Origin of the sequence: Halorubrum sp. Ib24 (assembly GCF_002252745.1) — an archaeon.
Taxonomy (GTDB): Archaea; Halobacteriota; Halobacteria; order Halobacteriales; family Haloferacaceae; genus Halorubrum.
In genome coordinates this window covers 25,895-49,670 of the sequence record NZ_NHOX01000008.1, presented here as the reverse complement: position 1 = coordinate 49,670, position 23,776 = coordinate 25,895, and the positions used below count along the sequence as shown (strand labels likewise).

The window sequence follows — 23,776 nt, the reverse complement described above, 5'->3', positions numbered from 1 at the left end:
CCCGCGTCGGACCCATGACACCACACACGCCCATCCCGACTCGCGGCGGCCCCGCCCGGGCCGCCGTCGACGGTCGCACCGCTCCTCGCGAGCGCCACGCCACTCGCGAGCGCTCCACCCGTCCGGACCGAGGGGACCGATGAGCCGCGGTCCCGACCGGCGGCCGATCGAGCGCCGGCTCCACGGCGACGTGCCGACCGTCGACGCCGAGGCGGCGGCCGCCGCGGTCGACGCCGACGCGACGGTGCTCACGAGCGGCTTCGGCAGCGTCGGCTACCCGAAGGCGATCCCGCTCGCGCTGGCGTCGTCGCCCCGCGACCTGTCGCTCACGCTGGTCGCCAGCGGGAAGGTCGGCGACGAGATCGACGTCGACCTCGTCGGCTCCGGGCAGGTCGAGCGCCGGTTCTCCTACCAGTCGTCGCGGGTCGCCCGCGAGAAGACCGACGCCCGCGAGATCGCTTTCAGCGACCGTAACGCCTCCTCGATCGGCGACGAGGTCCAGTACGGCGGGCTCGTCGACCCCGACGTCGCCGTCGTCGAGGCGGTCGCGGTCGGCGAGGACTGGTTCGTCCCCTCCACGTCGCTCGGGCAGGTGCCCGCCTTCGTCGAGGCCGCCGACGAGCTGTACGTCGAGCTGAACCGCCACCAGCCGCTCGAACTGCAGGCGCTCCACGACGTCTACCGCCCCGACGCGCCGCCGGACCGCGGACCGATCCCCCTCTCCGACCCCGGCGAGCGAATCGGCACCGCACACGTCGGCTTCGACCCCGAGAACCTCGCGGGCGTCGTCGAGACGGAGATTCCCGACTCGACGTACACCTTCCGGGACCCGACGGACGACGACCTCGCGATCGCCGCCAACCTCGGTTCGTTCCTCCGCGAGGAGCTGGATCGCTCCCCCGTCTTCGACGACGCGGTCCACCTCCAGTTCGGCGTCGGATCGCTCGGCAACGCCCTGATGGGCGAGCTCCAGGCGCTCGACTTCGGCGACCGCGAGGTCGTCTACTTCGGCGAGCTCATCCAGGACGGGCTCTTCGACATGCTCGACGAAGGCGGGCTGGCGGCCGCGAGCGCCACGTCGCTCGCGCTCACCGACGAGGGGCAGGCGCGGCTCTTCGAGGACGTCGAGCGCTACGCCGAGGACGTGGTGCTCCGGCCGGCCGACGTCTCCAACCACCCGGGGCTCATCGACCAGTTCGGCGTGATCGGCGTGAACAGCGCCATCGAGTTCGACCTCTACGGCAACGTTAACTCCACGCACGTCCGCGGCGAACGCATGATAAACGGCGTCGGCGGCTCGGCCGACTTCAACCGGAACTCGCTGATCACGGTGTGTGCGCTCCCCTCCGCGCTGAACGACGGCGCGGTCTCGCGGGTCGTCCCGCAGACCTTCCACGTCGACCACACGGAACACGACGTCGACGTCTTCGTCACCGAGCAGGGCGTCGCCGACGTGCGCGGGCTCTCGCCGGTCGAGCGCGCGGAGCTGATCGTCGACCGCTGCGCGCACCCCGAGTTCGCGCCCGGGCTGCGCTCGTACCTCGACGACGTCTGCGAGCGGGAGTATCACATCCCGCAGGACGTCGAGCGCGCCGCGGAGTGGTTCGAGTGAGCGCGGCCTCGCCCGTTTCTACGGGCGAGCCCGCAGCGAGAAGCGCCGCGAGCGAGCGGCGAACGGTCGACCGGTCGGACGGCGGCTACAGGCTGACGCCGCCGCCGGTGAAGTAAAGTAACACCCACCAGCCGTAGCCGACCGCCAGCGCGATCGCCGTCAGTATCTCTAAGCCCGTGACGTAGGTGTCGCCGTGGGTTCTCCGGAACTCCTGAATCAGCTCGATGCGCCGCCAGACCGGCATCAGCGGATCCGGAACGACTTCCGCGAGGCCGCCCACATCGGACGTGTCGACTTGGTCTTCGGGGGCCTCTCTGCTCGGGCTCATTGTTTCACCTCCCTGGTGAACGGGCTCTTGAGACCGCGGACCATCACCTTCTCCGCGACGAAGACGGCGACGAAGACGGCGATGCCCGCGACCTTCGCGAGCATCATCGGGTACGTCATGACGAGGACGCCGAGCACCGCGAGCGCGCCCCGGGTGAGGACTACGCGCCCGACGGACATCTCGAACGGGTAGTTCAGCCCGTAGATGATGGAGATGGCGCCCATCACGACGAGGAGGCCGGTCAAGAGCGTGTTGACGCCCGGCGACATCGAGATCAGGGCGGGGTTGTAGACGAACGCGACGGGGAGGACGAACAGCGGCGCGGCGATCTTCAGCGCCGCCCCGCAGGTCCGCCAGAAGTTCGCCTCCGCGATGCCCGCCGCGACGACGGCCGCCGTCGCCACCGGCGGCGTGATGCCCGCTAAGATGGCCGCGTAGAACATCGTGTAGTGAGCGGTGATCTCCGCGACGCCGAACTCGGAGACGAACGTCGGGACGATGAGGATAGCCACGATGACGTAGGCGGCCACCGTCGGCATCCCGACGCCCATCACGATGGCGACGGCCATCCCGAGCAGCACCGCGAACAGCAGGACCCCGCCGGAGAGGTTGATCATCAGCAGCGCGATCTTCGCGGGAACGCCGGTCGTCGAGAACAGGTTCACGACGCCGCTGATGACCACGAGGATGATGGCGATGGGCGCGAGGATGATGGCCCCTCGCCGGAAGCCGTGAATCGTGTTCTTGATCTGCGTGACGAACTCCGAGACCGGCGAGACATCCGAGCTGTCGACGAGCCGCTGGAGCGGCGGCATCAGAACGCCCGTGAGCATCATCGCGAACACGGTGTACATCGCCGACGTCATCACCGTGTACTGGGCGAAGCCGAGGTAGTAGATCAGGACGCCGAACGGGATGCCGAACCGCAGCGCCTCGGCGATCTTCTCGTTGCGCGATAGCGTCTCGTCGAAGAACTCCGAGAATTCCATGTCTTGGTCGCTGGAGTCGCTGATCGCGGTGTAGTGGACCGCGATGGCGATCGACGTGACCAGGATCGCCGCGGGGACCAGCCCCGCGACGACGATGTTGAGGTACGCCACGCCGAGGTACGACGCCATCACGAACGCGGAGGCGCCCATGACCGGCGGGAGCACCTGTCCTGCAGTCGAGGCGACGGCCTCGATGCCGGCCGCGCGGTGGCCGGACATCCCGCTCTCTTTCATCGTCGGGATCGTGAACGACCCCGTCATGGCGGCGTTCGCCGTGTACGAGCCGTTGATAGAGCCGATGACCGCCGAGGAGAGCGCGGCCGTCTGGGCCACGCCCGAGCGGATGCGGCCGGCCGCGACGATGGCGAGTCGGAGGATCAGGTCGAACGCGCCGTACGCGAACAACAGCCCGGCGTACAGGAGGAACGGCGCGATCCAGGACGCGGTCAGCTGCGTCAGCGAGCCGTAGAACCCGTACAGGTCCGTGACCGTCGCCTGGAGGAGCGTCAGCTGGTTCATCCCGGCGTGTCCGAGGACGCCCGGAACGGCGTCGCCGAACATCGCGTACAGCATCACGCTGATAACGAGCCCGAGGAAGAGGTTCCCGAACTCGCGCCACGTGAGGTACAGCAGCGAGATGATGATGAGTCGCGCGAGCATGTACTCGTGTTCGCTGGCGAACCCCTGACGCAGGAGATACACCATCTCGAAGTTCAGGAAGAAGTAGAACGACGCCGTGATGAGCACGCCGGCCGCCGGTAGCAACACCAAGGCGTCTATCCGGCTGCCTTCTTCGATCGATTCGCGGGTCTCGTTGAGCGCGTACACCGTCATGATGCCGCCGACGAACAGCACGGCGTACTTGACCGGCGACCACTGCTGGGTGGACGCCCACCAGAGGACGACCGCCCAGAACAGGACGGCCGTGAGCGTGACGCCGATGTCGAGGCCTCGTAGCCACCCCGCGGGACCGGTCTGCCGTTCGGATTGTGTAGCCATGTTTGGGTATGCGTTTGTTTGTAGTAAAATATTAGTTGGATCCCGGTTCGCCAGTCGGAGCTACGCCTCGGGAGGGGTTACGCCGTGTCGCCCTCTTGGAGGCTGTCGTCCCAGGCGTCGTTGTCCTTGTAGTACTGGACGGCACCGGCGTGGACCGGGATGCGCTCCTGCGCGTAGGCGAGCATGTCCGCGGTGCCGCCGAAGTCGTTGAACTGCGCTTCGCCGTCGTTGACGACGTCGTTGTGTTCGTCGACGACGCGGCACAGCTCGTAGACGGCGTCGGGATTGGCCTCGGGGTTGAACGTGTAGTTGACCTCGAGGTCCCAGGTGAACACCTCGTCGGTGCCGATGTCCGTGCCCGCGATCTCCCAGTCGCTGTAGGACGTCCGGGTCGTGCCGGCGCCGGAGTACGACTCCGCGGACTCGATGAGCGCGTCCGTCGGTTCGACGTAGTGGAGGTCGACCCGGGAGGCCATCTCCTGAACGAAGCCGGTGTACCGAACGCCCGGCGAGCCGTACGCGATGGACGCGTCGATGGTGCCCTCCTCCATCGCGCCGGGCGCGTCACCGACGCCCATGTCCTGGATGTTCATCTGGTCGTAGACGTCCGCGGTCGGGTCCTGCGACCAGACGTCGAGGGTCGTCGCGCGCGTCGAGTACCCCGGCTCGGCGGGGTAGACGTTCGCGCCGGCGAGGTCGTCGAACGTCTCGATGCCCGTGCCGTCGCGGGCGACGATGTAGATGCTGTACGGGAACGCGGCGAACCCGTACTGGGGGATTCGGGACACCGACTGCTCGGCGAACCGGCCGCGGTCGTCGAGCGCCTTGTTGAGCGAGTTGTTGTCGGTGATGCCGGCGTTGAACTGGTTCTGTGCCATCCGATAGATGGTCCCGATGTAGCCGGGGCTCTCGATGGTCGAGTAGTCGAGCGTGTCGCTCTCCTGGCTCACCGCGCGCTCGACGGCGAGCCCGACGTCCTGCGTCCCGCCGGCGGACGTCCCGACTCGGAGCGAGAGCTCCGCGCTGTCGTCGCCATCGGAGCCGTCCGACCCGTCGGAGCCGTCAGAACCGTCGGAGCCGTCGGAGCCGTCGGAGCCGTCGGAGCCGTCGGAGCCGTCGGAGCCGTCGCCGCCGGCACAACCCGCGAGTCCGGTGATACCTACCGCGCCCGTGCCGTACAGGAACTTGCGCCGATTGACTGAGTTATCTGCCATGCTCAACCGTGTACATTCGGTCGATCAATAACAATGTACCTGTTTATTTCAGTTTAAACGGAGAGAATACTCCACGTCGTGAACCCTGTCGAACACGTCGCGGCCGCCGACTTAGTCCTCGAGGATCACCGTCACCGGACGGTCGGCCGCGAGCAACACCGACTGCGTCGTGCTCCCGAACAACATCTTGCCGGTCGGGCTCCGTCGCCGCCCGCTCATCGTGACGTTGTCGACGTCGAGCTCCGCGGCGACCTCGACGATCGTGTCGGCGGGGTCGCCGTGCTCGCGCCGCCTGGCCGTCTCGACGCCGGCCGCCGCCAGCCGGTCCTCGACGGCGTCGACGCTCTCGGGGTAGTTCTCCTCGTCCCACACGTCCTCGGAGTCGACGCGGCCGGCCTCGCCGCTGACTTCGAACCCCTCGTAGACGTTGAGTATCACCGCCTCGACCTCGTCGGCGGCGTTCGGCAGCGACGCGACGGCGTCAGCCGCGGCCAGTACGTGCTCGACGTCCCCCCCGACGGGGAGCAGTACGCGGTACATACGGACACCTAACCGAACAGCGGGTAATAAAGATGGCTGCCGGCGGCGCGGTCGGCGGACGCCGCCCCCCGGTCGACGCGCCGACCGCCTACCGCGCCGACCGCCTACCGCGCCGACCGCCTACCGCGCCGACCGCCTACCGCGCCGACCGCCTACCGCGTCACCGGCGCGTCGACCGCGCCGATCGACTCGACGACCGCCCGCACCTCGTCGCCGGGGTCGATGGGCGCCGCGCCGGGCGTCCCCGTGCTGAACAGGTCGCCCGGCTCTAACGTCATCACGTCGGAGTGGAACGAGACGATCTCCGCCGGCGGGAACAGCATGTTCCGGATCTCGTTTTCCGCCCGCACCTCGCCGTTGACCTCGGTCCGCACCGAGAGCGGCTCCAGGTCGAGCGGCTCCTCCAGCACCGCGAGCGCGGCGCCGGGCACGAGGAACGTGTCGTAGCTCTTCGCCCGCGTGAGGAAGCGCGGGTTCCGCTGGAGCACGTCCTCGGCGGTCATGTCGATCACGGGCAGGAACCCCGCGATCACGTCGTCGACGTCGCCCTCGTCGACGTTCCGGCACGTTCGGCCCATGACGACGGCCAGCTCCGCCTCGGCGGTCACCCGCTCGCTCTGCGACTCCGGCGGCAGCCGGATCGGACCGCCGGGCCCCGTCAGGACCGACGACGGCTTCATGAAGCTCGCCGGCTCCGTCGGGCGCTCCTCGTCGAGGTCGCCGGCGTGCTCCTCGTAGTTCAGCCCGATCCCCCACAGTTTCCCGAACGACGCCAGGGGGGCGCCGAACGTCACGTCCGCCGCCGGGACGGGGTCGGCGGTCGCGTCGGCGACGTCCGCGAGCGTCCCCGCGGCCGCCCGGGGGAGCGCGTCGCGGACGCTCTCCAGATCCGGTTCGACGGCGCCGAGAGGGACGTACCCCTCGTCGCCGCCGAGCAGGGGGTCGCCGGTCGCCGTGCGTGCGAGGTACTTCATCGGGGGGTCGCTCCGTTCATCTCACTCCTCGCGGTCCGTCCAGAAGTCGAACGAGCGCCCGGGCGCGAACACGTCGAGGCCGACGGCGCGCTCGTCTCCGGTGTTCTCGACCCGGTGGGCCTCGTTGGACTCCAGCAGGACGGAGTCGTTCTTCTGGAGCGTGACCGAGTCGTCCTCGGTCGCGACCGTGAGCTCGCCCTCCAGACAGAGGCACACCTGCTCGTTCTCGTGGTCGTGCATCGGCGAGCTGTGGCCCGGCGGCTTCTCGAACCACTCGAAGGAGAACTGATCGCTGCCCGCCATCGCCACGCGCCGCCAGCCCTCCTCGGGCTCGTACGTCTCCGCCTCGTCGAACGGGACCGGGTTCATAAGTTCGCTCCGGTCGAGCCGCCGTCGATCGGGAGCGCGGTGCCGTTGACGTAGCCGGACTTCGGCGACGAGAGGAACGCGACGGTGTTGCCGAGCTCCATCGGGTCGCCGATGCGTTCCAGCGGGTTCCCGGCCCAGTCGTCGAGCCCCTCCTCGTAGGAGTCGTAGTCGCCGCGCTCGACGGCGGCCTCGACGAGGTCGCGGATGCGGCTCGTCTCGTGGGGGCCGGGCAGGACGGCGTTCGCGCGCACCTCCGGCGCGAACTCCTTCGAGAGCGTCTTCTCCAACCCGATGACGCTCATCCGGACGGCGTTCGACAGCACGAGGCTGTCGATTGCCTCCTTCACGCTCCGGGAGGTGATGTTGACGATCGTGCCGCCGTCGCCCTCCTTGAGGTGCGGGTACGACTCCCGCGCCAGCCGGACGACGCTCATCACGAGCAGGTCGTAGGCGTGCTGCCAGTCCTCGTCGTCGGTGTCGAGGAATGCGCCCGAGGGCGGGCCGCCCGCGCTCGTCACCAGGTGGTCGATCGTGCCGAACTCGTCGACGGTCGTCTCCACGAGCGCCGCGACCTCGTCGGCGTCGGTCAGGTCGGCGGACTGCGCGACGACCTCGCCGGTCGCGACCGCCTCGACCTCCTCTTTCGCGGCCGCCAGCCGCTCCTCGTCGCGGCCGTTGATGACGACGTCGACGCCCTCGCGGGCCAACGCCTTCGCCGATGCCTTGCCGAGTCCGCTGGACGACGCCGTGACGAGGGCCGCGTTCCCGTCGATCTGTAGGTCCATGCCTCACCCATCCCGAGTGCGGCGTGAAAACGTTTCCCTACAGGCAAGGGGACGGGAATCCGTCGGACGAGGCGACCGCGGTCGGGGCGCTATGCGTCCGGACCGCCCGACGGCTCGGTCGCCGGTTCGGCGTCGACCTCACCCGCCGCGTCCTCGAACCCCGCCGTCCCGTCGTCGAACCCCACCGTCTCGCGGCCGACCACCGTCGCCGCCTCCGGGAGGTCGTCGACGGCGGCGTCGGAGACCAGGAGCTCCCCGAGGTCCTGCGTGTTCTGGACCCAGACGATCCGGACGGTCTCGGGGTCGTACCCCCCGAGCGCCGCCAGCGCGGTCCGGAGCGCGAACTCGTCGTCGGGCGCCACCACGGGGAGCTTCGACTTCGAGAGCGACCCGCTCGTGAGCGCGTTCGCGTACGTCTTCTTCAGGTCGAGCTGGTCGACCGCGGCCCGCCGGGTGAGGTCGGCGAGGCCGATCCCGTTGCCGTTCCCCTTCGTCGCCTCGGTCAGCCCCCGCACGTAGATGAGGTCGATGTCGGGGGTCTCGGGGTCGGGCGCGTTGAGGACGCGGTAGCGCCCGATGACGTTCGTGTCCATCCCGGCGCCGGATATCTCCTTGCCGATCTCGTCGATGACGAGGAGGTCGACGTCGTCGATCGGGAGCGTCGGCATCTCCTCGTACGCGCGCTCCAACAGCTCCGGTTCGCGGTCGAGGAATGACCCCGCGGGGACGGCCTCTAGGTGCCAGACCTCCTCCTCGAAGTTCTCGACGAGCGCGATCCCGCCGATCAGCGGCGTCTCGCGCTCGATAACGTCGAGCGCGGCGGTCAGCGTCTCGACGTACCCCTCGGCGATCGCCGTCGAGTGGAACGACTTGGCGCCGCGCTGCTTGCCGAGCCCGACGACGGTCATCTTCGCGAGCCCGCTCTCGATCGGCCCGGTGAAGTTGGTGTGGGCCTTCACGCGGTTCACGACGAGGGCGGCGTCGGCCGCGAGCGCCGCCTCCGAGAAGTACACCGGCATGTCGACGTCGCCAACGGGCGCCGTCGCCAGCGCTTCGGCGGCCATCCGCGCGTCGATCGGGGCGCCGACCGTCTCCTCCGTGATCCCGAGCGCCTCCAGCACCTCGCGCTGCCCCTCGGGGGTCGCGCCGCCGTGGCTGCCCATCGCGGGGACGACCACGGGGTCGAACCCGCGCTCGGCGACCTCGTCGACGACCGCCGCCGCGACCTCGTCGATCCGGTCGATCCCGCGGCTGCCGACCCCGACGGCCACGGTCGCGCCCGCGGGGAGGCCGTCGAGGTCGAGCGAGCCGAGCGCCTCGCGCGCCGCCCCGACGGGGTCGTCGAGGCGTTCGGTCTCCGGCTCGTACCGCACCCGCGCGAACCCCGGGAGCGGCTGCGGGTCGATGAGCCCGTCGACGTCGGATCGGTCGGGGAACTCCATGTGGGCCCCCTCGTGGCGACGATACAAAAACTGCGGGTGGTCGGCGCGGCTGCGGTCGGCACCGCGCCTGAGAGTGTTGCCGATACGGGGGTCTACTTGTACCCGTGTGACGCCGCTGCACGTATGCAGATAACCGAAGTCGAGTCGTTCCCGATCAAGCTGCCGCTGGAGTCGCCCGTCTCCTTCTCCAACCGGACGCTCACCTACCGGGACCACGCGATCACGTACGTGCGAACGGACACCGGTCACGAGGGGGTCGGCTACTCGCTGGGGTACGAGGGGGCCGGCCTCATCGCCGACGCGGTCGAGTCGTTGCTCGAACCGATCCTCGTCGGCGAGGACCCCCGCGACACCGAGCGCCTGTGGCACGAGATGTACGAGGGGAACGTCCAGATCGGTCGGACCGGTCTCTTCTTGCGCGCCATCTCCACGGTCGACATCGCGCTCTGGGACGCGAAGGCGAAGGCGGCCGACATGCCCCTCCACAAGCTGCTCGGCGGGCACTCGGAGTCGGTCCCGTCGTACGCCAGCGGCGGCTACTACCGCGACGACAAGGGCCACGAGGCGCTCCGTGACGAGATGCGGCGCTACCTCGACGAGGGCCACGACGTCGTGAAGATGAAGGTCGGGCGCCTGTCGGCCGACGAGGAGGCCGAGCGCGTCGCCGCGGTGCGCGACGAGATCGGCGACGAGCGTACCCTCCTGCTCGACGCCAACGGCGTCTGGGGCTCCAGCACCGAGGCGCTCCGCAACTGCCGGGCGTTCGAGCCGTACGACCCGTACTTCATCGAGGAGCCCGTGATGATCGACCGCGTCGACACGATGGCCGAGGTGAACGACGGGATCGACTACCCCGTCGCCACAGGCGAACTGGAGGGGACGCGGCACAACTTCGCCCGCCTCGCCGACACGGGCGCGGCGACGATCCTCCAGCCCGACGTCACCGTCTGCGGCGGGGTCACGGAGTGGCTGAAGATCGCGAACCACGCCTCGGCGTACGACATCCCCATCGCGCCCCACTACAACTGGAACATCCACGCGTCGCTGCTCGGGGCCATCGAGAACGGCCTCTGGGTGGAGTACTTCTACCGCGACATGGACGTGAAGGCGTTCGACGACGTCGTCGCCGACCCCGTGACGCCCGGCGACGACGGGATGATCGACCTCCCCGACCGCCCCGGCCACGGCGTGCCGCTCGACGAGGACGCGCTGGAGCGATTCAGAGACGACTGACCCCGACAAATATCACTCAACCAGACACATGCGAGACTACTCAGACCAGATCGACACCCGCGACCCGGACCGAGACGTACAGATCACCGGCCTCGACGCCTGCGTCGTCGAGGGGAACTTCGAGTGGAACCTGATCAGAGTGGAGACCGACGCCGGCGTCACCGGCATCGGCGAGGCGTACCGCGGCGGCGGCGTCCCGGAGCTCGTCGAGTACACGAACCGGTTCCTCGTCGGCGAGAACCCCCTCGACGTCGAGCGCCTGGTGCGGTACATCTTCCAAGAGATGTCGGGCCACGGCGGCACGACCGGGAAGGTCGTCACCGCGGCCTCCGGCATCGAGATCGCGCTGTTGGACGCCGCCGGGAAGATCCTCGGCCTCCCCGTCTACCAGCTGCTCGGCTCGAAGTACCGCGACGAGGTCCGGCTCTACTGCGACTGCCACGCCGGCGAGGCGTACGCGGTCGAGGACGGCGCGACCGCCTACGCCGACGCCGAGGCGTACTCCCCGGAGGCGTACGCCGCCGAGGCCGCCCGCGTCACCGACATGGGCTTTTCGGCGCTGAAGTTCGACCTCGACCTGCCGGCCGACAACGAGAACGACCCGTACAACGGGCGCCTGACGAACGCGGCGATCCGAGAGAAGAAGGAAATCGTCGCGGCCGTGCGCGAGGAGATCGGCTACGACGTCGACCTCGCGTTCGACTGCCACTGGGACTACTCCGTCGAGAGCGCGAAGCGGCTCGCCCACGAGTTAGAGGAGTTCGACCTGATGTGGCTGGAGGACCTGATCCCGCCGGAGAACATGGACGCCCAGAAGGAGGTGACGAAGGCGACGCGGACGCCGGTCGCGACCGGCGAGAACCGGTTCCGCGTCTTCGAGCTGTCGGACCTGATCTACGAGCACGGCGTCGACGTCGTCACCCCCGACCCGGCGACGGTCGGCGGGCTCACGGAGACGACGCGGATCGCCGACCGCGCCGAGGAGAACTACATGCCGATGTCCCCGCACAACGTCTGTAGCCCGGTGGGGACGATGGCCTGCGTCCACCTCGGCGCGGCCACGCCGAACTTCGACCTGCTGGAGTACCACGCCCTGGAGGTCGACTGGTGGGACGACCTGCTGGCGCGCGACGAGCCGCTGATCGAGGACGGGCGAATCGCGGTGCCGGAGGCCCCCGGGCTCGGGATCGAGCTCGATATGGACGTCGTCGAGGCGCACCTTCTCGAGGGGACCGACGGGTTCTGAGCCGCGCCCGTCGCAGGCGCGCTCTCGACTCGCCCCGACCCGCGAATCGACACGCGAAGCGACCCGCGATCCCAGCCGCTCGCCGGCCAAGAGTATACTTATTTATCCTTGGGATCGCAAGCGATCGTATGCTCGATTACTTCGACATGGAGTCGACTCTGTCCGAGGAGGAGCGGATGCTCGTCGACTCCGCCCGGTCGTTGATCGACGGCGAGGTCGACGACATCGGCCAGCACTGGATCGACGGCACGTTCCCGGAAGAGCTCATCCCGAAGATGGGCGAGATGGGATTCTACGCGCCGAATCTTGAGGGGTACGGTCTCCCCGGCGTCAGCGAGACGGCGTACGGCCTGCTGATGCGCGAGCTGGAGGCGTGCGACTCCGGGCTCCGCTCGATGGCGAGCGTGCAGGGCGCGCTGGTGATGTACCCGATCCACGCCTTCGGAAGCGACGAGCAGAAAGACGAGTGGCTGCCGAAGCTCGGCACCGGCGAGGCGGTCGGCTGCTTCGGGCTCACCGAGCCCGAGCACGGCTCGAACCCCTCCGCGATGGAGACGCGCGCCGAGGCCGACGGTGACGGGTACGTGCTCAACGGGTCGAAGACGTGGATCACGAACTCCCCGATCTCGGACGTCGCCGTCGTCTGGGCGAAGGACCGCACCGAGGACGGGAACCCCGTGCGCGGGTTCCTCGTCGAGGCCGACCGCGACGGCGTCACCACCAACAAGATCGACGAGAAGCTCAGCCTGCGCGCGTCGATCACTGGCGAGATCAGCCTCCAGGACGTCCGCGTCCCCGCCGAGAACCGCCTCCCCGGCGTCGAGGGGATGAAGGGGCCGCTGTCGTGCCTGACGCAGGCCCGCTACGGCATCGCGTGGGGCGCGGTCGGCGCCGCGCAGGACTGCTTCGAGGTCGCCAAGGGGTACGCCACCGACCGCGAGCAGTTCGGGAAGCCGATCGGCGGCTTCCAGATGCAACAGCAGAAGCTCGCGGAGATGGCGACGCAGATCACGCTCGCGCAGCTGCTCGCCCACCGGCTCGCCGACCTCAAGGAGGCGGGCGAGATGCGCCCGCAACACGTCTCGATGGCCAAGCGCAACAACGTCCGGATGGCGCGCGACCAGTCGCGGATCGCCCGCGAGATGCTCGGCGGCAACGGGATCACCGCCGACTACTCGCCGATGCGTCACATGGCGAACATGGAGACCGTCTACACCTACGAGGGCACCCACGACATCCACACGCTGATCCTCGGCGAGGACATCACGGGGATACAGGCGTACCAGTAGTCCGGCGCTCGCTCCGTCTCCGACGGCGCCTTTTTAAACGACCTGATTTCTCAGTCCCTCGTACTCGCCGGTCTCGGCGACCCGCTCGAGGTTCTCGACGAGGACGTCGGCGCACCGCTCCCAGTACCTCGGCGTGTGGCCCGCGACGTGGGGCGTCAGGAAGACGTTCTCGAACCCCCACAGGTCGTGGTCGCTCGGGAGCGGCTCGGGGTCGGTGACGTCGAGCGCGGCGCCGTGGAGCGCGTTCGCCCGCAGCGCGTCCACGAGCGCCGGCGTGTCGATCACGCCGCCGCGCGCGACGTTGACGACGATCGCGTCCGCCGGCAGCGCGTCGAGCTCGGGGTCGCCGATCAGCCCCTCTGTCGTCTCCGTGAGCGGACACGCGAGGACGAGCACGTCGGTCCCCGGCAGGACGTCCGCGAGACCGTCGTAGCCGACCACGTCGTCCGTCGGCCCCCCGTCCTCGACGGTGTGGCGGACGCCGACCGTGTCGACGTCGAACCCCTCGAACCGCTCGACCACGGTCTCGCCGATCGAGCCCAGCCCGACGACGGTCACGGTGCTGCCGGCGAGTTCCGTGAACGACTGGAATCGGCGCCACTCCCGGCGCCGCTGGCGGCGGCGCCCCTCGTCGAGCCGCCGCGCGAACGTCAGCACCCAGCCGAGCACGTGCTCGGCGACGTTCGGGCCGTGGACGCCCGACGCGTTCGTCACCGCGACGCCGTGCTCGGCGAGCGCGTCCAGCGGGAGGTGGTCGACGCCGGCGGCGTTGCACGCGAACAGCCGCAGGTTCTCGGCGGCCGCCACCTCCTCGGCGTCGATGTACTTCCCTGCGACGACGGTGGCCTCCCGCAGGTAGCGCCGGTGGTCGTCCGGCGTCGCGGCGAGGCGCACCTCCCGGTCGGGGAGGCGTCGGTCGAGAATCTCCGCGTAGTCGGCCGCCGGGATTCCGTGCGCGTCGTGGTCGAGCACCGCGACGTCGATGGTGGACATGCTCCACGCGTCGCGGTCGGCCGACAAAGTACCCGGGGTCGCGGTCGTCGGCGGCGTCGGCCCGCGGTCGTCGGCGGCGTCGGCCCGCGTCCGTCGCGGTCCCCCGGAGCTACTCCCCCATCCGGATCGGCGGCGACGCGCTCATCAGGAGCAGGCAGCCGATCCCGACGCCCGCGCCGACGAGGCCGGTGCCGGCGCCGACCGCGCGGACCGCCGCCTCGAACCCGAGCGGGCGGGTCGCGACCGCGACGGCGACGCCCATGACCACCGGGGTCGCCGTCGCCGCCGCGCGCCCGCTCCCCTCGCCGAGGCTGACCAGTCCGCCGCGCAGGTCCGCGGGCGGGAGCGTCGTGATGACGCTCCGGTAGATGGAGAGCACGAGCCCGAACCCGATCCCCATGAACACGACGCCGACGGCGGCGACCGCGAACGATCGCGCGAGGAACGCGAGCGCGAGCCCGGCGCCCATCGACAGGTTCGTGGCGACGAGCGGGTAGAGCCGGTCGTCGAACAGGGAGGCGATCCGCCCGGCCTGCGTCGCGGCGAGCGCGTACGTGAGGCTCGCGACCGCCGCGAGGACCCCCGCCTCCGCCGGCGTGTAGCCGAGCACGTCGACGACGAGGATCGAGTTGTACGTGAGGAAGCCGAACCACGCGACGTTCGCGCTCCCGCGCGCCACGACCATCGTCCACGCCCGGCGGTGCGCGACGAGCGCGCGCATGTCTCCGATCTGCGCCCGGATCCCCGCCTCCGAACCATCGTCCGCCGCCTCGCTATCGAGCGGCTCCTCGAAGTACAGGTAGACGACCGCCGCGATCGGGAAGGCGACGGCGTACAGCAGGAACGGGTACTGCCACGCCATCCCGACGAGCACCCCGGCGGCCAGCGGGAACGCCGTCTGCGACAGCCCGGAGCCGGTGAACCGGAGCCCCTGCGCGGTCGCCTCCTTCGTGCCCGCGTACAGGTCGCCGAGGCTGGTGATGATGATCGGCGTGAGCGCGGCGAACCCGATCCCTTGGAGCGCGCGCAGGGCGAGCGCCGCGGCGAAGGTGGAGACGAAGGCGACGGCGGTGCCGGTGAGCCCGAACCAGACGAGTCCGAAGAGCAACACCGGCCGGCGCCCGTACCGGTCGGAGACAACGCCGGCGATCGGGATGACGACGATCGACGGCGCGGTGAACGCCGACATCATGAGCCCGATGTTCGCCGTCGACGCCCCGAGCGGCTCGACGAGCGATCCGAGCACGGGCGAGAGGAGCGCGGTGCCGAGCGGCGGGAGGACGTTGATGAGAAGCAGCAGCTGGAAGGGTCGCTCTCGGACGATCCCCGAGTCGGCTCCGGCGATCGACGAGCGGGATACCACGCATGGCCGCAGACGGTCGTCCGGATTAAACCTACGCGTAGGGGCAGGCGGTCGCGCGGCGGTCCCGCTCCGTCGCCGAGAGGCGGCAGCGACCGTCAAAAAACGTTCGACGTAATCGAACGCTTTTATGTTTGGAGTCCGACGCGTGAGTATGAACGGAGGGCCGAAAGACGCCGATACGCCGGAAAAAGACGCGGTACGGACCGCCGAAACGATGTTCGACGTCGTGCAACGCCTCGTCGAGAACGACGGCGCGTCCCTGGCCGAGTTGGCGGCCGAACTCGATTACGCGAAGAGCACGGTGCACCGACACCTCCACACCCTAGCGGACCTCGGCTACGTCGTCCGGCGCGACGGGGGGTACCACGTCGGCCTCCGGTTCCTCGAGATCGGCGTCACCGCACGGAGCGGCTACCGCGGGTACGACCTCGTGCGCCAGAAGGTCGAGGAGATCGCGGAGGTCACCGGGGAGCGCGCCCAGTTCTTCGTCGAGGAACACGGGAAGGCGGTGTACCTCGCGCGGGCCGTCGGGGACCGGGCGGTCCGCACCGACCCCGGGATCGGCAGCCGCATTCCGCTGTACGCGGCGTCGGCCGGGAAGGCGATCCTCGCCGAGCTTCCGGAGCCCGAACTGTCCGACATGTTCGAACGCATGTCGTTCGAGCCGGTGACGGAACACAGCGTCACCGACCCGGACGAGCTCCGCGCGGAGATCGAGGCGGGACGCGAGCGCGGCTACTTCTTCAACAGGGAGGAGTCGCTCCGCGGGACCCACGCCGTCGGCGTCTCGATCTGTGACCCGGACGGCGAGGTGATCGGCGGGCTCAGCGTCACCGGCCCCTCGCACCGCCTGAACGGGGATCGACTCGAGTCCGAGATCCCGGACCTCCTGCTCGGCGCGGCGAACGAACTCGAACTCAACATCGCGCACACGTAGCGCCGCGCCCGGCCGTTCGCGGTGCTCGTCCGTACGCGGCGTCCGTCCGTTCGCGGCGTCCGTTCGTTCGATATGATAGAACGCCGTTATCGGTCATCCGTGAACCGCCCGATCTCTTGTCGCGGCTCAAAATAACAGGAGTACTTTTGTTATCTTAACTCGGCTCCGGATAGTCGATCCGCCCCGTCCGAACCGGACCCCCGACACCGAATCGGGTCCTCAGCACGTGATTCATAAGTGTGTCACGATCGGGTGAACATTACGGAGCTGAAATTAATCGCTCCGCTCGCGACGGTGTTTACGCCCTCGATCTGCTCTGAGACCTCAAACGACGACTTCACCGCCAACGGCCGCTTTTCAACACTCTTCGCAACGCTACGGAGAGCGACGACCGGCGGCGATCACCAGTCGTCTCTCGTCGGCCTCCGTTCGCACCGTGAGTGTCTCAGTACTGTGTATCGGGCCTATAAAACGCGACGGACCGATCCGAGCTGTGTCGCTCACGTCCGATCTATCTTTTTGTTTCGCCGTCACTTACGCCCCAACGAATTCGAACGTATAATAGTACGATGATGTACCAATGTCTGTCATATACGAACTGAGACGGGAGGGATTTCCGGCCGCGACGGCGGCGTCGCGACTCCGGCTCTTCGACTGTCTCGTCGACCGACGGACGAGTGATAACGGCGGAGGGTCGCTTCCGGCCCGCGGCCTTGGGGATCGCTTCCGGCTCGCCGTCCCGCGGTGAGCGACCGGGCCCGAATCAGGCCGTCTCCATCTCGCGCTCGAGGTCCCGGAGCCGCTCGATGCGGTTCTCGGTCGACGGGTGCGTCGAGGCGATCTTGCCGACGAACCCCGCCTTGATCGGGATGATGAAGAACGCGTTCATCTCCGCCTCCTGGCGGAGGTCCTCCTCGGGCACGCGGTCCATCCGCCCGTCGATCGTCATCAGCGCCGACGCGAGCGCACCGGGCTTCCCCGTGATCAGCGCGGCGCCCCGGTCGGCGGCGTACTCGCGGTACCGCGAGAGCGCGCGGATCAACAGGAACGAGACGATCCAGACGACGATGGAGACGAGCACCGCGACGATGACGGGCGCGCCCTGACGGTTGTTCCCGCCAAGCAGCCATCCCCACCGGACGATGAAGAAGGCGATCGTCGAGAGGAACGAGGCGATGGTCATCACCATCACGTCGCGGTTCTTCACGTGCGCGAGCTCGTGGGCGAGCACGCCGTCGAGCTCGTCCTCGCCTAACGATCGGAGCAGCCCGGTCGTCACCGCGACGGTCGCGTTCTTCTTGTTCCGGCCGGTCGCGAACGCGTTCGGCACCTGCGTGTCCGCGACCGCGATCGTCGGCTTCGGGAGGTCGGCCTGCTGGCTCAGTCGCTCGACCCGCCGGTGGAGGTCGGGGTACTCGTCGGGGCTCACTTCGCGGGCGCCCATGCTCCGCAGGGCGAGCTTGTCGCTGAAGAAGTACTGGGCGATCGCGAACCCGCCGAGCATGACCAGCGGGAACAGGAAGTCGCCGAAGTATACGGTGAGCACGCCGACGAAGACGACGTAGAGGGCGAAGAGGAGGAACATCGTGAACGCCATCCGCCCACGGAGTCCCCAGTCGGTCTTCCATTCCATACCCGAGTTTTACCGTTCGTCGGATTAAAGCCTGCCGGGGTTCCCGGAGCGACGCCGCGGCCGCTCGGTCGCCGGACGACGGTGCGTTTTTCCGCCGCCGCGCCGACCCGCCCGCATGGAGACCGTCCTCGTCACCGGCGGCCGCGGCGCCTCGGGGCGCTGGGTCGTCGACCGACTCGCCGGCGACTACGAGGTCGTCGTCGTCGACTACGACCACCCGGGCCTCGACGCCGACCCGGTCCCGAACGTTTCGTTCCGCGCGGCCGACCTCGCCGATCGCGGCGAGGCGCTCGACGTCGTCCACTCGGTCGACCCCGACGCGGTCGTCCACTGGGCGGCGATCCCGGTCGCGGGCACCCACCCCGACGGTCGCGTGTTCGAGACGAACGTCCGCGCCGCGAAGAACGTCCTCGACGCCGCCGGTCGCGTCGACGCCCGGGTCGTGCAGGCGTCGAGCGACGGCGCGTACGGCTTCTTCTTCGCCGATCCGACGCCGTTTCCGGAGGAGTTGCCGATCACCGAGGACCACCCGCTCCGCCCGGAGGACCCGTACGGGCTCTCGAAGGTGACGGCGGAGGCGGCCGCCGGCGCGGTCGGGCGCCGCGAGGGCGTCCCGGCGGTCTCGATCCGGCCGTCGTGGATCCAGTACCCCGGCGCGTACGCCTGTCGGAGCGACGAGTACGTCGGGGATCTGGACGCCGGCGCCGGCAACTTCTGGTCGTACGTCGACGCCCGCGACGTCGCCGACCTCGTCGCGGCGGCGCTCGCGGAGACCGTGGGGCCCGACCCGGCGGTGGCTCCGGGGACCCACGAGGCGGTCAACTGCGTCGCCGCCGACAACGCGCTCGGTCGGCCCCTACTCGGCCTCCTGCGGGAGTCGTACGGTGCGATTCCGAACGACTGCGCCGTCGACGAGAGCGCGCTCAACGAGGGCGACGAGCGGGGCGCCTACGCGGTCGCGACGGCCGAGCGGCTGTTCGGGTGGACGCCGAGTCGGTCGTGGCGCGAGGCGGCCGACGAGGGCGTCCCCGAGCCGGTCCTGTTCGAGCGATAGACGCCGAACGGAGTCTTGGACGCTGTTGAAATCCGTCTTCAGAGATAACGCTGAAACCCCGGTTACTGAGGAGCGCGTACTGACTGGTGGGTGCCCGCAGTTCGAACGGTTCTCAGTCGGAGGGTGCGGCTTCAATCCTTATTGACCATCACTTCGCTGGCCTTGATAACAGCCTGAACCTCGTCGCCCTCGGCGAGATCGAGCCGATCGGCGGATGACCGAGTGATAGTAGACGCGATCGCCTGTCCGTCGGGCAGTTCGATGACCACTTCTGCCATGACGTCGTTCGTTTTTATGGACTTGACTGTTCCCGTGAGTCTGTTGCGAGCACTGAGTGCCATATCGCTCCCAGATCACCAGCACATGAAATACCTGTTGGTAGAACGAACTTTCTCTACGAACGGCCGCGATCTCGGAGCCGCACGCTGTACCGCCGAGAACGACGTATATACATACGACAGCCCGCCCCGTCTCCTAAATCGTCAGGATCGCGTTCACCAGCGTCCGGGTCGCGATCGCCGTCGCCGCGCCGAGCCACGTCAGCAGCACGAAGTGGATGTAGCCGTTCGCGGGGTTGCCGCCGTCGATCCGCCGGATCATCTGCGAGGAGAGGGCGGCGTTGAAGAGGACGACCGTCAGGAGGAGGTACTCGATCAGCGGGATGTCGTACGCGCCCGGGTAGACGATCTGGCCGATGTCCATCTCCTCGAGCCCGAAGTCGGCCGTGAGCTCGGCCAGGATCGCGACGATCTCCAGCCCGATGAAGAAAGCGAACGTCGCCGCCGCCGTGATCCCGTACAGGAGGCCGATGAACGTCATCGCCGCCTGTCGCCGCTGCTCGCGCAGCTGATTCACGGCGTTCATGTTCTTCGATATCAGCTCGCCGAGCGTCTTCGGGTCTCCCCCCATCTGCCGGCCGACGAGGTACATTTCGGAGAACTTCTGGATGAGGTACGACCGCGTGTCGTACGTGAACTGCTCCCACGCCCCCTCGGTGCTGATACGCATGTTGAGCCGGCGGTAGAGCCGCTCGATCGCCGGCGAGAGGTCGCCGAAGTTCTTGTCGCGCAGCGTGGTCAACACGTCGGTCGTCGTCGACTGCTTGGCGCTCTCGGTGGCGCCGAGCGCGCGCACGAAGGAGGGGAACTCGCCGTCGCGGGCCGTGATCTGCTGTTCCTCTCGCCTGAGGACGACGCCCGTGATGATGAGCGGCGAGATGGGGACCGCGAGGTACAGCGGCAGCCGGACGTCGTCGACGAAGAAGAGCAGCCCGGGGAGCCCGGAGCCGTAGCCGAACATCCCGGCCGCGGTGATCCCGATGATCAGGAAGGAGAGCCCGCCGCCGACCCCGAGCGACGCCCACAGCTTCAGGTCGCCCGGGGCGCGCTCGTCCGGGTGGAACCAGATCGGGTCGTACGGCGAGGTCGCCCGGATCATCGCGTAGAAGCCGAGCTGGACGAAGACGAACAGGACGATGACGGCCGCCACCGTCGCGGTCGGATTGTTCCCGGTGAGGATCGGGAGGACGATCGCGAAGACGAGGGCGAATGTCATCGAGAGGATCATCGACATGTACAGGTCCTTCATCACCTCTAAGTTCGCCAGCGAGGACTCGTACACCGTCTCGTACTTCGCGAGCATGACGTCCTGCTCTGAGACGAGGAACTCCTCTAACGACTGGCCCGCCCCCATCGTGTAGCCGAGGCGGTCGAAGAAGTCGGCCATCGCGTCTGAGGGCACCTCCTCGGCGCGCCGGCGACAGGCGTCGTCGAGGCTCTGGTTCCACGTGTCGACGAGGTGGACGACGCGGCCGATCTCCTCGGCGGCGACCCCGTACTCCTCCTCCTTTGCGAGCGTCCGAAACACCTCCATGCGGTCGATGTTCGTCGTCGACAGCACGGTCATGTGCGTCATCACGAGGTGGAGCTGGTTGTCGATCTGGTTCTCCAGGCTGGAGAGGTAGATCTTCGGGTAGATCACCGCCGCCACCAACACCAGCCCCCCGAACATCGGGACGGGAACCCGCGCCGCCAACGGGAGCGGGAGCGCGAACAGGCCGACGACGCTCGCGGCGAAGACGAGCAGCGCCGGGATCAACACGAGCCCGACGTACTTCCGCTTCGAGATGTCGAGTTTATCGTACGACTCCATGACGGCCGAGGTCAGCTCGGCCGCGGTCGCGAGCCCGTTTCCGACCTGTTTCACCGCCATTACACGTCAGCCTCGCTCATCGGTCGGTTCACCCGACGTTCCGGTGCATGTCGAAGGGAAGCCCCTCGACGCCGTCGCGCTGGAAGGAGTTGATCGCCTCGTTCACCTCGTGGTACCCCATGATCCCCTCCTGGATCATCCGCTCGATCAGCTCCGCGCGGAAGTCCAAGTCGTCGTAGATGTCGCGGGTGTCGGCGTAGCCGAGCAGCGTCGCGATCTGCTCTTCGAGGACGTAGGAGTTGTTCATCCCTTGGAACACGATGTCGTCTTCGACGGGGTCCCAGCTGAACACCTCCCGGGTGACGACCCCCTCCATCTCCTTGGAGTACCCCTCGATCTCCTGAACGCTCGTCACGCGGCGGAGGACGTCGTCGCCCTGTTTCACGCGGTTCTGGAACAGCGCCACGTCGGCGTTGTCCATGAACGTCTCGGGGACGTTGATCGGTTCGGAGGTGAACCGCTGGATCATCGAGACGATATCCGACGCGTGGAACGTCAGCATGACCGGGTGACCCGTCTGAGCCGCCTGGAACGCCATACGACCCTCGGCGCCACGGACCTCGCCCACGATGATGTAGTCGGGCCGCGACCGCAGCGCGGCGGCGACGAGGTCGAACATGTCCACGTCGGAGGAGCCCTCGTCGCCGCCCTCGCGGGTCAGCAGCTGCTGCCAGGTGTTGTGCGGGGGAATGACCTCGGCGGTGTCCTCCGCGGTGTATATCTTCGAGTCGTCCGGGATGTACGACAGGATCGCGTTCAGTGTCGTCGTCTTGCCCGACGCCGTTTCCCCGACGACGAACACGGTCTGTTCGTTCTCCAGACAGAGCCAGAGGTACGCCGACAGCTGCGGCGAGAGCGTTCCCCAGTGGGTGATTTGGTTGATCGACAGGGGCACTTCGTCGCCCTGCCGGATCGTGAGCGAGGAGCCTTTTAGCGACACGTCGTCGGAGTAGATGATGTTGATACGCGACCCGTCCGGCAGCGTCGAGTCGACGATGGGGTCGGAGTCGGAGAGCGGGTCGCCCATCCGTTCGCCCATGTTGCGGAGCCAGTTGTCGAACTCCTGGGGCGTCCCGAAGTCGACGGTCGTCTCCAACATCCCGTAGGTGCCGTGATCGACGTGGCACTCCTTCGGGCCGATGACGTGGATGTCCTCGTTGGCCGGGTCGCGCATTATCGGCTCGAGCGGTCCGAGTCCGACGATGTCGCGGTTGAGCCGGTAGCGAATGTTCTGGTACGTCTCCTCGGTGACGGAGAGCTTCCCCATGTTCAGCACCTTCGAGAGGTTCCCTCGGATGCCCTCGTTCTGCCCGTCGATGTGAGTGACCTCCTCTAACAGCTCCTCGATGAGGTCGTCGTACTCGGCCTCGCTGTCGGGAGCGGTGTGCTGCCCGCTCGTCCTGAGGAGGCGGTTCTTGACCTCTGTGAGGACCTCCGCCTGGGTACCGGTGATCTCCGGCTCGATGGCGTAGTACTTCGTGTCCTGTCCGAGGTCGCCGTAGATGTGACTGTAGATCGGCCCCCCGACCGGGTAGATGACGTTCGGGCGGTTCGACTCGTACTCGCCTTTCGGCTCCTCGATGAACTGCGGGAACTCCCCCGTGATCTGCTTGAACTCCCGGAGGTGTTCCCGGAGGTGGGGCCGCCGCATGGCGGCCTTGCGGAGCTCTTCCGACGGTTTCGCGGTTCCGTGTTCGGTCATGGTCTACTCGCCGCCTCCGCGGGTCCTGACTGCGCGCGCCGTCGCGAGCGGTCCGTCGTTCGCGTCCCGCCCGCGCGGGACGGCGGGTCCGTCGCGGGCGGGCGGCGTCATCACGCCACGCTGCGGCTCTCGATGACGATTCCGGTACCCGACCGGACAGAGAACCCGATCGTGTCCCCGACCTGTTCGCCCATCCCCGCGAAGCGCTTCACGTTGATCTGCCGGCGGATGTCGTTGCCGACCTCGATCATCTCCAGCTCGAGGAACACGTCGGCGATCGAGCGGAACGGGCCGATGGCCTCGTCGTCGACCGCCGACGGGTCGACGGTGAGCACGACGACCTTCCCCTGCGAGATGATCTCGCGGAAGAAGGAGATGATCTCCAGGGCGGCCTGCCGCTCCTCGTTCTTCCGGACGAGCGCCTCGAACGTCGGGTCGTTCCGGAAGATGGCGTCGAACGTGTCGAGGAAGATGACGTCGGAGTTCCACATCGCCTCCGCGTTCATCAGCCGCTTGAGCAGTTCCTTCCGCTCGCCGTCGCCGTCGGAGAACGCGCCCCCCGAGTCGAAGTCGGCGTGGAGGAACAGCAGCTCCTCTTGGAGGAGCGGCTTCACCATGTCGTACTCCAGCGAGTGCATCTGATCGATGAACCCGCGGACGGTGAGCTCCGTCGACATCATCGTGACGGACGCTCCCTCCTCGACGAGTCCGTACGCGAACCGCTGCGAGATGGCGCTCTTCCCGGCCCCGTAGTCGCCCTCCATGAGGACGATGCTGCCGCGGGGGATCCCCCCACCGAGCTCCTTATTCAAGCGGTCGCGTTCGCCGAGTCCGATGGAAAGCAGATTGTCTGTGCGAGGCAT

21 protein-coding genes are annotated in these 23,776 nt (G+C 68.2%); 6 read left to right on the top strand and 15 right to left on the bottom strand.

All coding sequences use genetic code 11. From position 1 onward, the window contains the following. Window positions 1-139: 139 nt before the first annotated feature. Entirely contained in the window at window positions 140-1,612 is a 1,473-nt protein-coding gene (locus tag DJ82_RS01560; protein WP_094580899.1) for an acetyl-CoA hydrolase/transferase C-terminal domain-containing protein, read from the top strand. Window positions 1,613-1,697: 85 nt separating this feature from the next. On the opposite strand, the gene DJ82_RS01555 is transcribed toward DJ82_RS01560, so the two are convergent. The 8 genes from DJ82_RS01555 to DJ82_RS01520 form a co-directional block, all read right to left on the bottom strand. Beyond that, complete coding sequence (locus tag DJ82_RS01555; RefSeq protein WP_094523791.1) at window positions 1,698-1,940, bottom strand: hypothetical protein; 243 nt, start codon at window positions 1,938-1,940, stop codon at window positions 1,698-1,700. Beyond that, entirely contained in the window at window positions 1,937-3,928 is a 1,992-nt protein-coding gene (locus tag DJ82_RS01550; RefSeq protein WP_094580898.1) for a TRAP transporter fused permease subunit, read from the bottom strand. Before DJ82_RS01550 ends, DJ82_RS01555 begins: the two co-directional genes overlap by 4 nt. A 77-nt stretch (window positions 3,929-4,005) precedes the next feature. Then, window positions 4,006-5,142 (bottom strand): TAXI family TRAP transporter solute-binding subunit, encoded by a 1,137-nt coding sequence (locus DJ82_RS01545; RefSeq protein ID WP_094580897.1) that lies wholly within the window; start codon window positions 5,140-5,142, stop codon window positions 4,006-4,008. Between the two features lie 111 nt (window positions 5,143-5,253). After that, window positions 5,254-5,682: a universal stress protein gene (locus tag DJ82_RS01540; protein WP_094523794.1), complete on the bottom strand. Its 429-nt coding sequence runs from the start codon at window positions 5,680-5,682 to the stop codon at window positions 5,254-5,256. A gap of 152 nt (window positions 5,683-5,834) precedes the next feature. Next, window positions 5,835-6,656, bottom strand: coding sequence for a fumarylacetoacetate hydrolase family protein (locus DJ82_RS01535; RefSeq protein ID WP_094580896.1), 822 nt, complete (start codon window positions 6,654-6,656; stop codon window positions 5,835-5,837). 21 nt (window positions 6,657-6,677) lie between these two features. Beyond that, the gene (locus tag DJ82_RS01530; protein ID WP_094523796.1) at window positions 6,678-7,025 is read right to left on the bottom strand and encodes a cupin domain-containing protein; all 348 of its coding nucleotides are present in this window, start codon (window positions 7,023-7,025) and stop codon (window positions 6,678-6,680) included. After that, window positions 7,022-7,810: an SDR family oxidoreductase gene (locus tag DJ82_RS01525; RefSeq protein ID WP_094523797.1), complete on the bottom strand. Its 789-nt coding sequence runs from the start codon at window positions 7,808-7,810 to the stop codon at window positions 7,022-7,024. Before DJ82_RS01525 ends, DJ82_RS01530 begins: the two co-directional genes overlap by 4 nt. Before the next feature lie 89 nt (window positions 7,811-7,899). Next, window positions 7,900-9,252 carry a DUF362 domain-containing protein gene (locus tag DJ82_RS01520; RefSeq protein WP_094580895.1) on the bottom strand — a complete coding sequence of 451 codons (1,353 nt, stop codon included), beginning with the start codon at window positions 9,250-9,252 and terminating at the stop codon, window positions 7,900-7,902. A gap of 123 nt (window positions 9,253-9,375) precedes the next feature. On the opposite strand from DJ82_RS01520, the gene DJ82_RS01515 reads away from it, so the two are divergent. The 3 genes from DJ82_RS01515 (at window position 9,376) to DJ82_RS01505 (ending at window position 13,020) form a co-directional block, all read left to right on the top strand. After that, complete coding sequence (locus tag DJ82_RS01515) at window positions 9,376-10,485, top strand: mandelate racemase/muconate lactonizing enzyme family protein (RefSeq protein WP_094523799.1); 1,110 nt, start codon at window positions 9,376-9,378, stop codon at window positions 10,483-10,485. A gap of 28 nt (window positions 10,486-10,513) precedes the next feature. Further along, window positions 10,514-11,731, top strand: a complete 1,218-nt coding sequence (locus DJ82_RS01510; RefSeq protein WP_094527321.1) for a mandelate racemase/muconate lactonizing enzyme family protein — start codon at window positions 10,514-10,516, stop codon at window positions 11,729-11,731. 128 nt (window positions 11,732-11,859) lie between these two features. Continuing rightward, window positions 11,860-13,020: an acyl-CoA dehydrogenase family protein gene (locus DJ82_RS01505; protein ID WP_094580894.1), complete on the top strand. Its 1,161-nt coding sequence runs from the start codon at window positions 11,860-11,862 to the stop codon at window positions 13,018-13,020. Between the two features lie 33 nt (window positions 13,021-13,053). Here DJ82_RS01505 and DJ82_RS01500 read toward each other — a convergent pair whose 3' ends face one another. Together DJ82_RS01500 and DJ82_RS01495 are read right to left on the bottom strand one after the other, a co-directional pair. Further along, window positions 13,054-14,013, bottom strand: coding sequence for a D-2-hydroxyacid dehydrogenase (locus DJ82_RS01500; RefSeq protein WP_094580893.1), 960 nt, complete (start codon window positions 14,011-14,013; stop codon window positions 13,054-13,056). 109 nt (window positions 14,014-14,122) lie between these two features. Then, window positions 14,123-15,376 (bottom strand): MFS transporter, encoded by a 1,254-nt coding sequence (locus DJ82_RS01495; RefSeq protein ID WP_094580892.1) that lies wholly within the window; start codon window positions 15,374-15,376, stop codon window positions 14,123-14,125. A gap of 151 nt (window positions 15,377-15,527) precedes the next feature. Between DJ82_RS01495 and DJ82_RS01490 the strand changes: the two genes are divergently transcribed. Continuing rightward, a complete protein-coding gene (locus DJ82_RS01490) occupies window positions 15,528-16,313 on the top strand; it encodes an IclR family transcriptional regulator (protein ID WP_094523804.1) in 786 nt (261 codons plus the stop codon). Window positions 16,314-17,076: 763 nt separating this feature from the next. Here DJ82_RS01490 and htpX read toward each other — a convergent pair. Continuing rightward, window positions 17,077-17,946, bottom strand: coding sequence for a zinc metalloprotease HtpX (gene htpX, locus DJ82_RS01485; RefSeq protein WP_094580891.1), 870 nt, complete (start codon window positions 17,944-17,946; stop codon window positions 17,077-17,079). A 115-nt stretch (window positions 17,947-18,061) separates the two neighbouring features. Here htpX and DJ82_RS01480 point away from each other — a divergent pair, with 115 nt between their 5' ends. Then, on the top strand, window positions 18,062-19,000 hold the full coding sequence (locus DJ82_RS01480) for an NAD(P)-dependent oxidoreductase (protein ID WP_094580890.1): 939 nt from the start codon (window positions 18,062-18,064) through the stop codon (window positions 18,998-19,000). A 131-nt stretch (window positions 19,001-19,131) separates the two neighbouring features. Here DJ82_RS01480 and DJ82_RS01475 read toward each other — a convergent pair whose 3' ends face one another. The 4 genes from DJ82_RS01475 to DJ82_RS01460 all read right to left on the bottom strand — a co-directional run bounded on the left by DJ82_RS01475 (window position 19,132) and on the right by DJ82_RS01460 (window position 23,776). Continuing rightward, window positions 19,132-19,341 (bottom strand): molybdopterin-binding protein, encoded by a 210-nt coding sequence (locus tag DJ82_RS01475; RefSeq protein WP_094523807.1) that lies wholly within the window; start codon window positions 19,339-19,341, stop codon window positions 19,132-19,134. Between the two features lie 133 nt (window positions 19,342-19,474). Next, on the bottom strand, window positions 19,475-21,211 hold the full coding sequence (gene flaJ / locus DJ82_RS01470) for an archaellar assembly protein FlaJ (RefSeq protein ID WP_094580889.1): 1,737 nt from the start codon (window positions 21,209-21,211) through the stop codon (window positions 19,475-19,477). A gap of 28 nt (window positions 21,212-21,239) precedes the next feature. Continuing rightward, a complete protein-coding gene (locus tag DJ82_RS01465; protein ID WP_094580888.1) occupies window positions 21,240-22,913 on the bottom strand; it encodes a type II/IV secretion system ATPase subunit in 1,674 nt (557 codons plus the stop codon). A gap of 110 nt (window positions 22,914-23,023) precedes the next feature. Further along, entirely contained in the window at window positions 23,024-23,776 is a 753-nt protein-coding gene (locus DJ82_RS01460) for an ATPase domain-containing protein (protein WP_094523810.1), read from the bottom strand.

Coding starts and splice junctions, on each gene's coding strand:
- DJ82_RS01490 (WP_094523804.1), top strand. CDS start 15,528: ATGAACGGAGGGCCGAAAGACGCCGATACGCCGGAAAAAGACGCGGTA.
- DJ82_RS01510 (WP_094527321.1), top strand. CDS start 10,514: ATGCGAGACTACTCAGACCAGATCGACACCCGCGACCCGGACCGAGAC.
- DJ82_RS01505 (WP_094580894.1), top strand. CDS start 11,860: ATGCTCGATTACTTCGACATGGAGTCGACTCTGTCCGAGGAGGAGCGG.
- DJ82_RS01520 (WP_094580895.1), bottom strand. CDS start 9,252: ATGGAGTTCCCCGACCGATCCGACGTCGACGGGCTCATCGACCCGCAG.
- DJ82_RS01535 (WP_094580896.1), bottom strand. CDS start 6,656: ATGAAGTACCTCGCACGCACGGCGACCGGCGACCCCCTGCTCGGCGGC.
- htpX (WP_094580891.1), bottom strand. CDS start 17,946: ATGGAATGGAAGACCGACTGGGGACTCCGTGGGCGGATGGCGTTCACG.
- DJ82_RS01465 (WP_094580888.1), bottom strand. CDS start 22,913: ATGACCGAACACGGAACCGCGAAACCGTCGGAAGAGCTCCGCAAGGCC.
- DJ82_RS01550 (WP_094580898.1), bottom strand. CDS start 3,928: ATGGCTACACAATCCGAACGGCAGACCGGTCCCGCGGGGTGGCTACGA.
- DJ82_RS01545 (WP_094580897.1), bottom strand. CDS start 5,142: ATGGCAGATAACTCAGTCAATCGGCGCAAGTTCCTGTACGGCACGGGC.
- DJ82_RS01555 (WP_094523791.1), bottom strand. CDS start 1,940: ATGAGCCCGAGCAGAGAGGCCCCCGAAGACCAAGTCGACACGTCCGAT.
- flaJ (WP_094580889.1), bottom strand. CDS start 21,211: ATGGCGGTGAAACAGGTCGGAAACGGGCTCGCGACCGCGGCCGAGCTG.
- DJ82_RS01525 (WP_094523797.1), bottom strand. CDS start 7,810: ATGGACCTACAGATCGACGGGAACGCGGCCCTCGTCACGGCGTCGTCC.
- DJ82_RS01515 (WP_094523799.1), top strand. CDS start 9,376: ATGCAGATAACCGAAGTCGAGTCGTTCCCGATCAAGCTGCCGCTGGAG.
- DJ82_RS01480 (WP_094580890.1), top strand. CDS start 18,062: ATGGAGACCGTCCTCGTCACCGGCGGCCGCGGCGCCTCGGGGCGCTGG.
- DJ82_RS01460 (WP_094523810.1), bottom strand. CDS start 23,776: ATGCCTCGCACAGACAATCTGCTTTCCATCGGACTCGGCGAACGCGAC.
- DJ82_RS01530 (WP_094523796.1), bottom strand. CDS start 7,025: ATGAACCCGGTCCCGTTCGACGAGGCGGAGACGTACGAGCCCGAGGAG.
- DJ82_RS01540 (WP_094523794.1), bottom strand. CDS start 5,682: ATGTACCGCGTACTGCTCCCCGTCGGGGGGGACGTCGAGCACGTACTG.
- DJ82_RS01475 (WP_094523807.1), bottom strand. CDS start 19,341: ATGGCACTCAGTGCTCGCAACAGACTCACGGGAACAGTCAAGTCCATA.
- DJ82_RS01560 (WP_094580899.1), top strand. CDS start 140: ATGAGCCGCGGTCCCGACCGGCGGCCGATCGAGCGCCGGCTCCACGGC.
- DJ82_RS01500 (WP_094580893.1), bottom strand. CDS start 14,013: ATGTCCACCATCGACGTCGCGGTGCTCGACCACGACGCGCACGGAATC.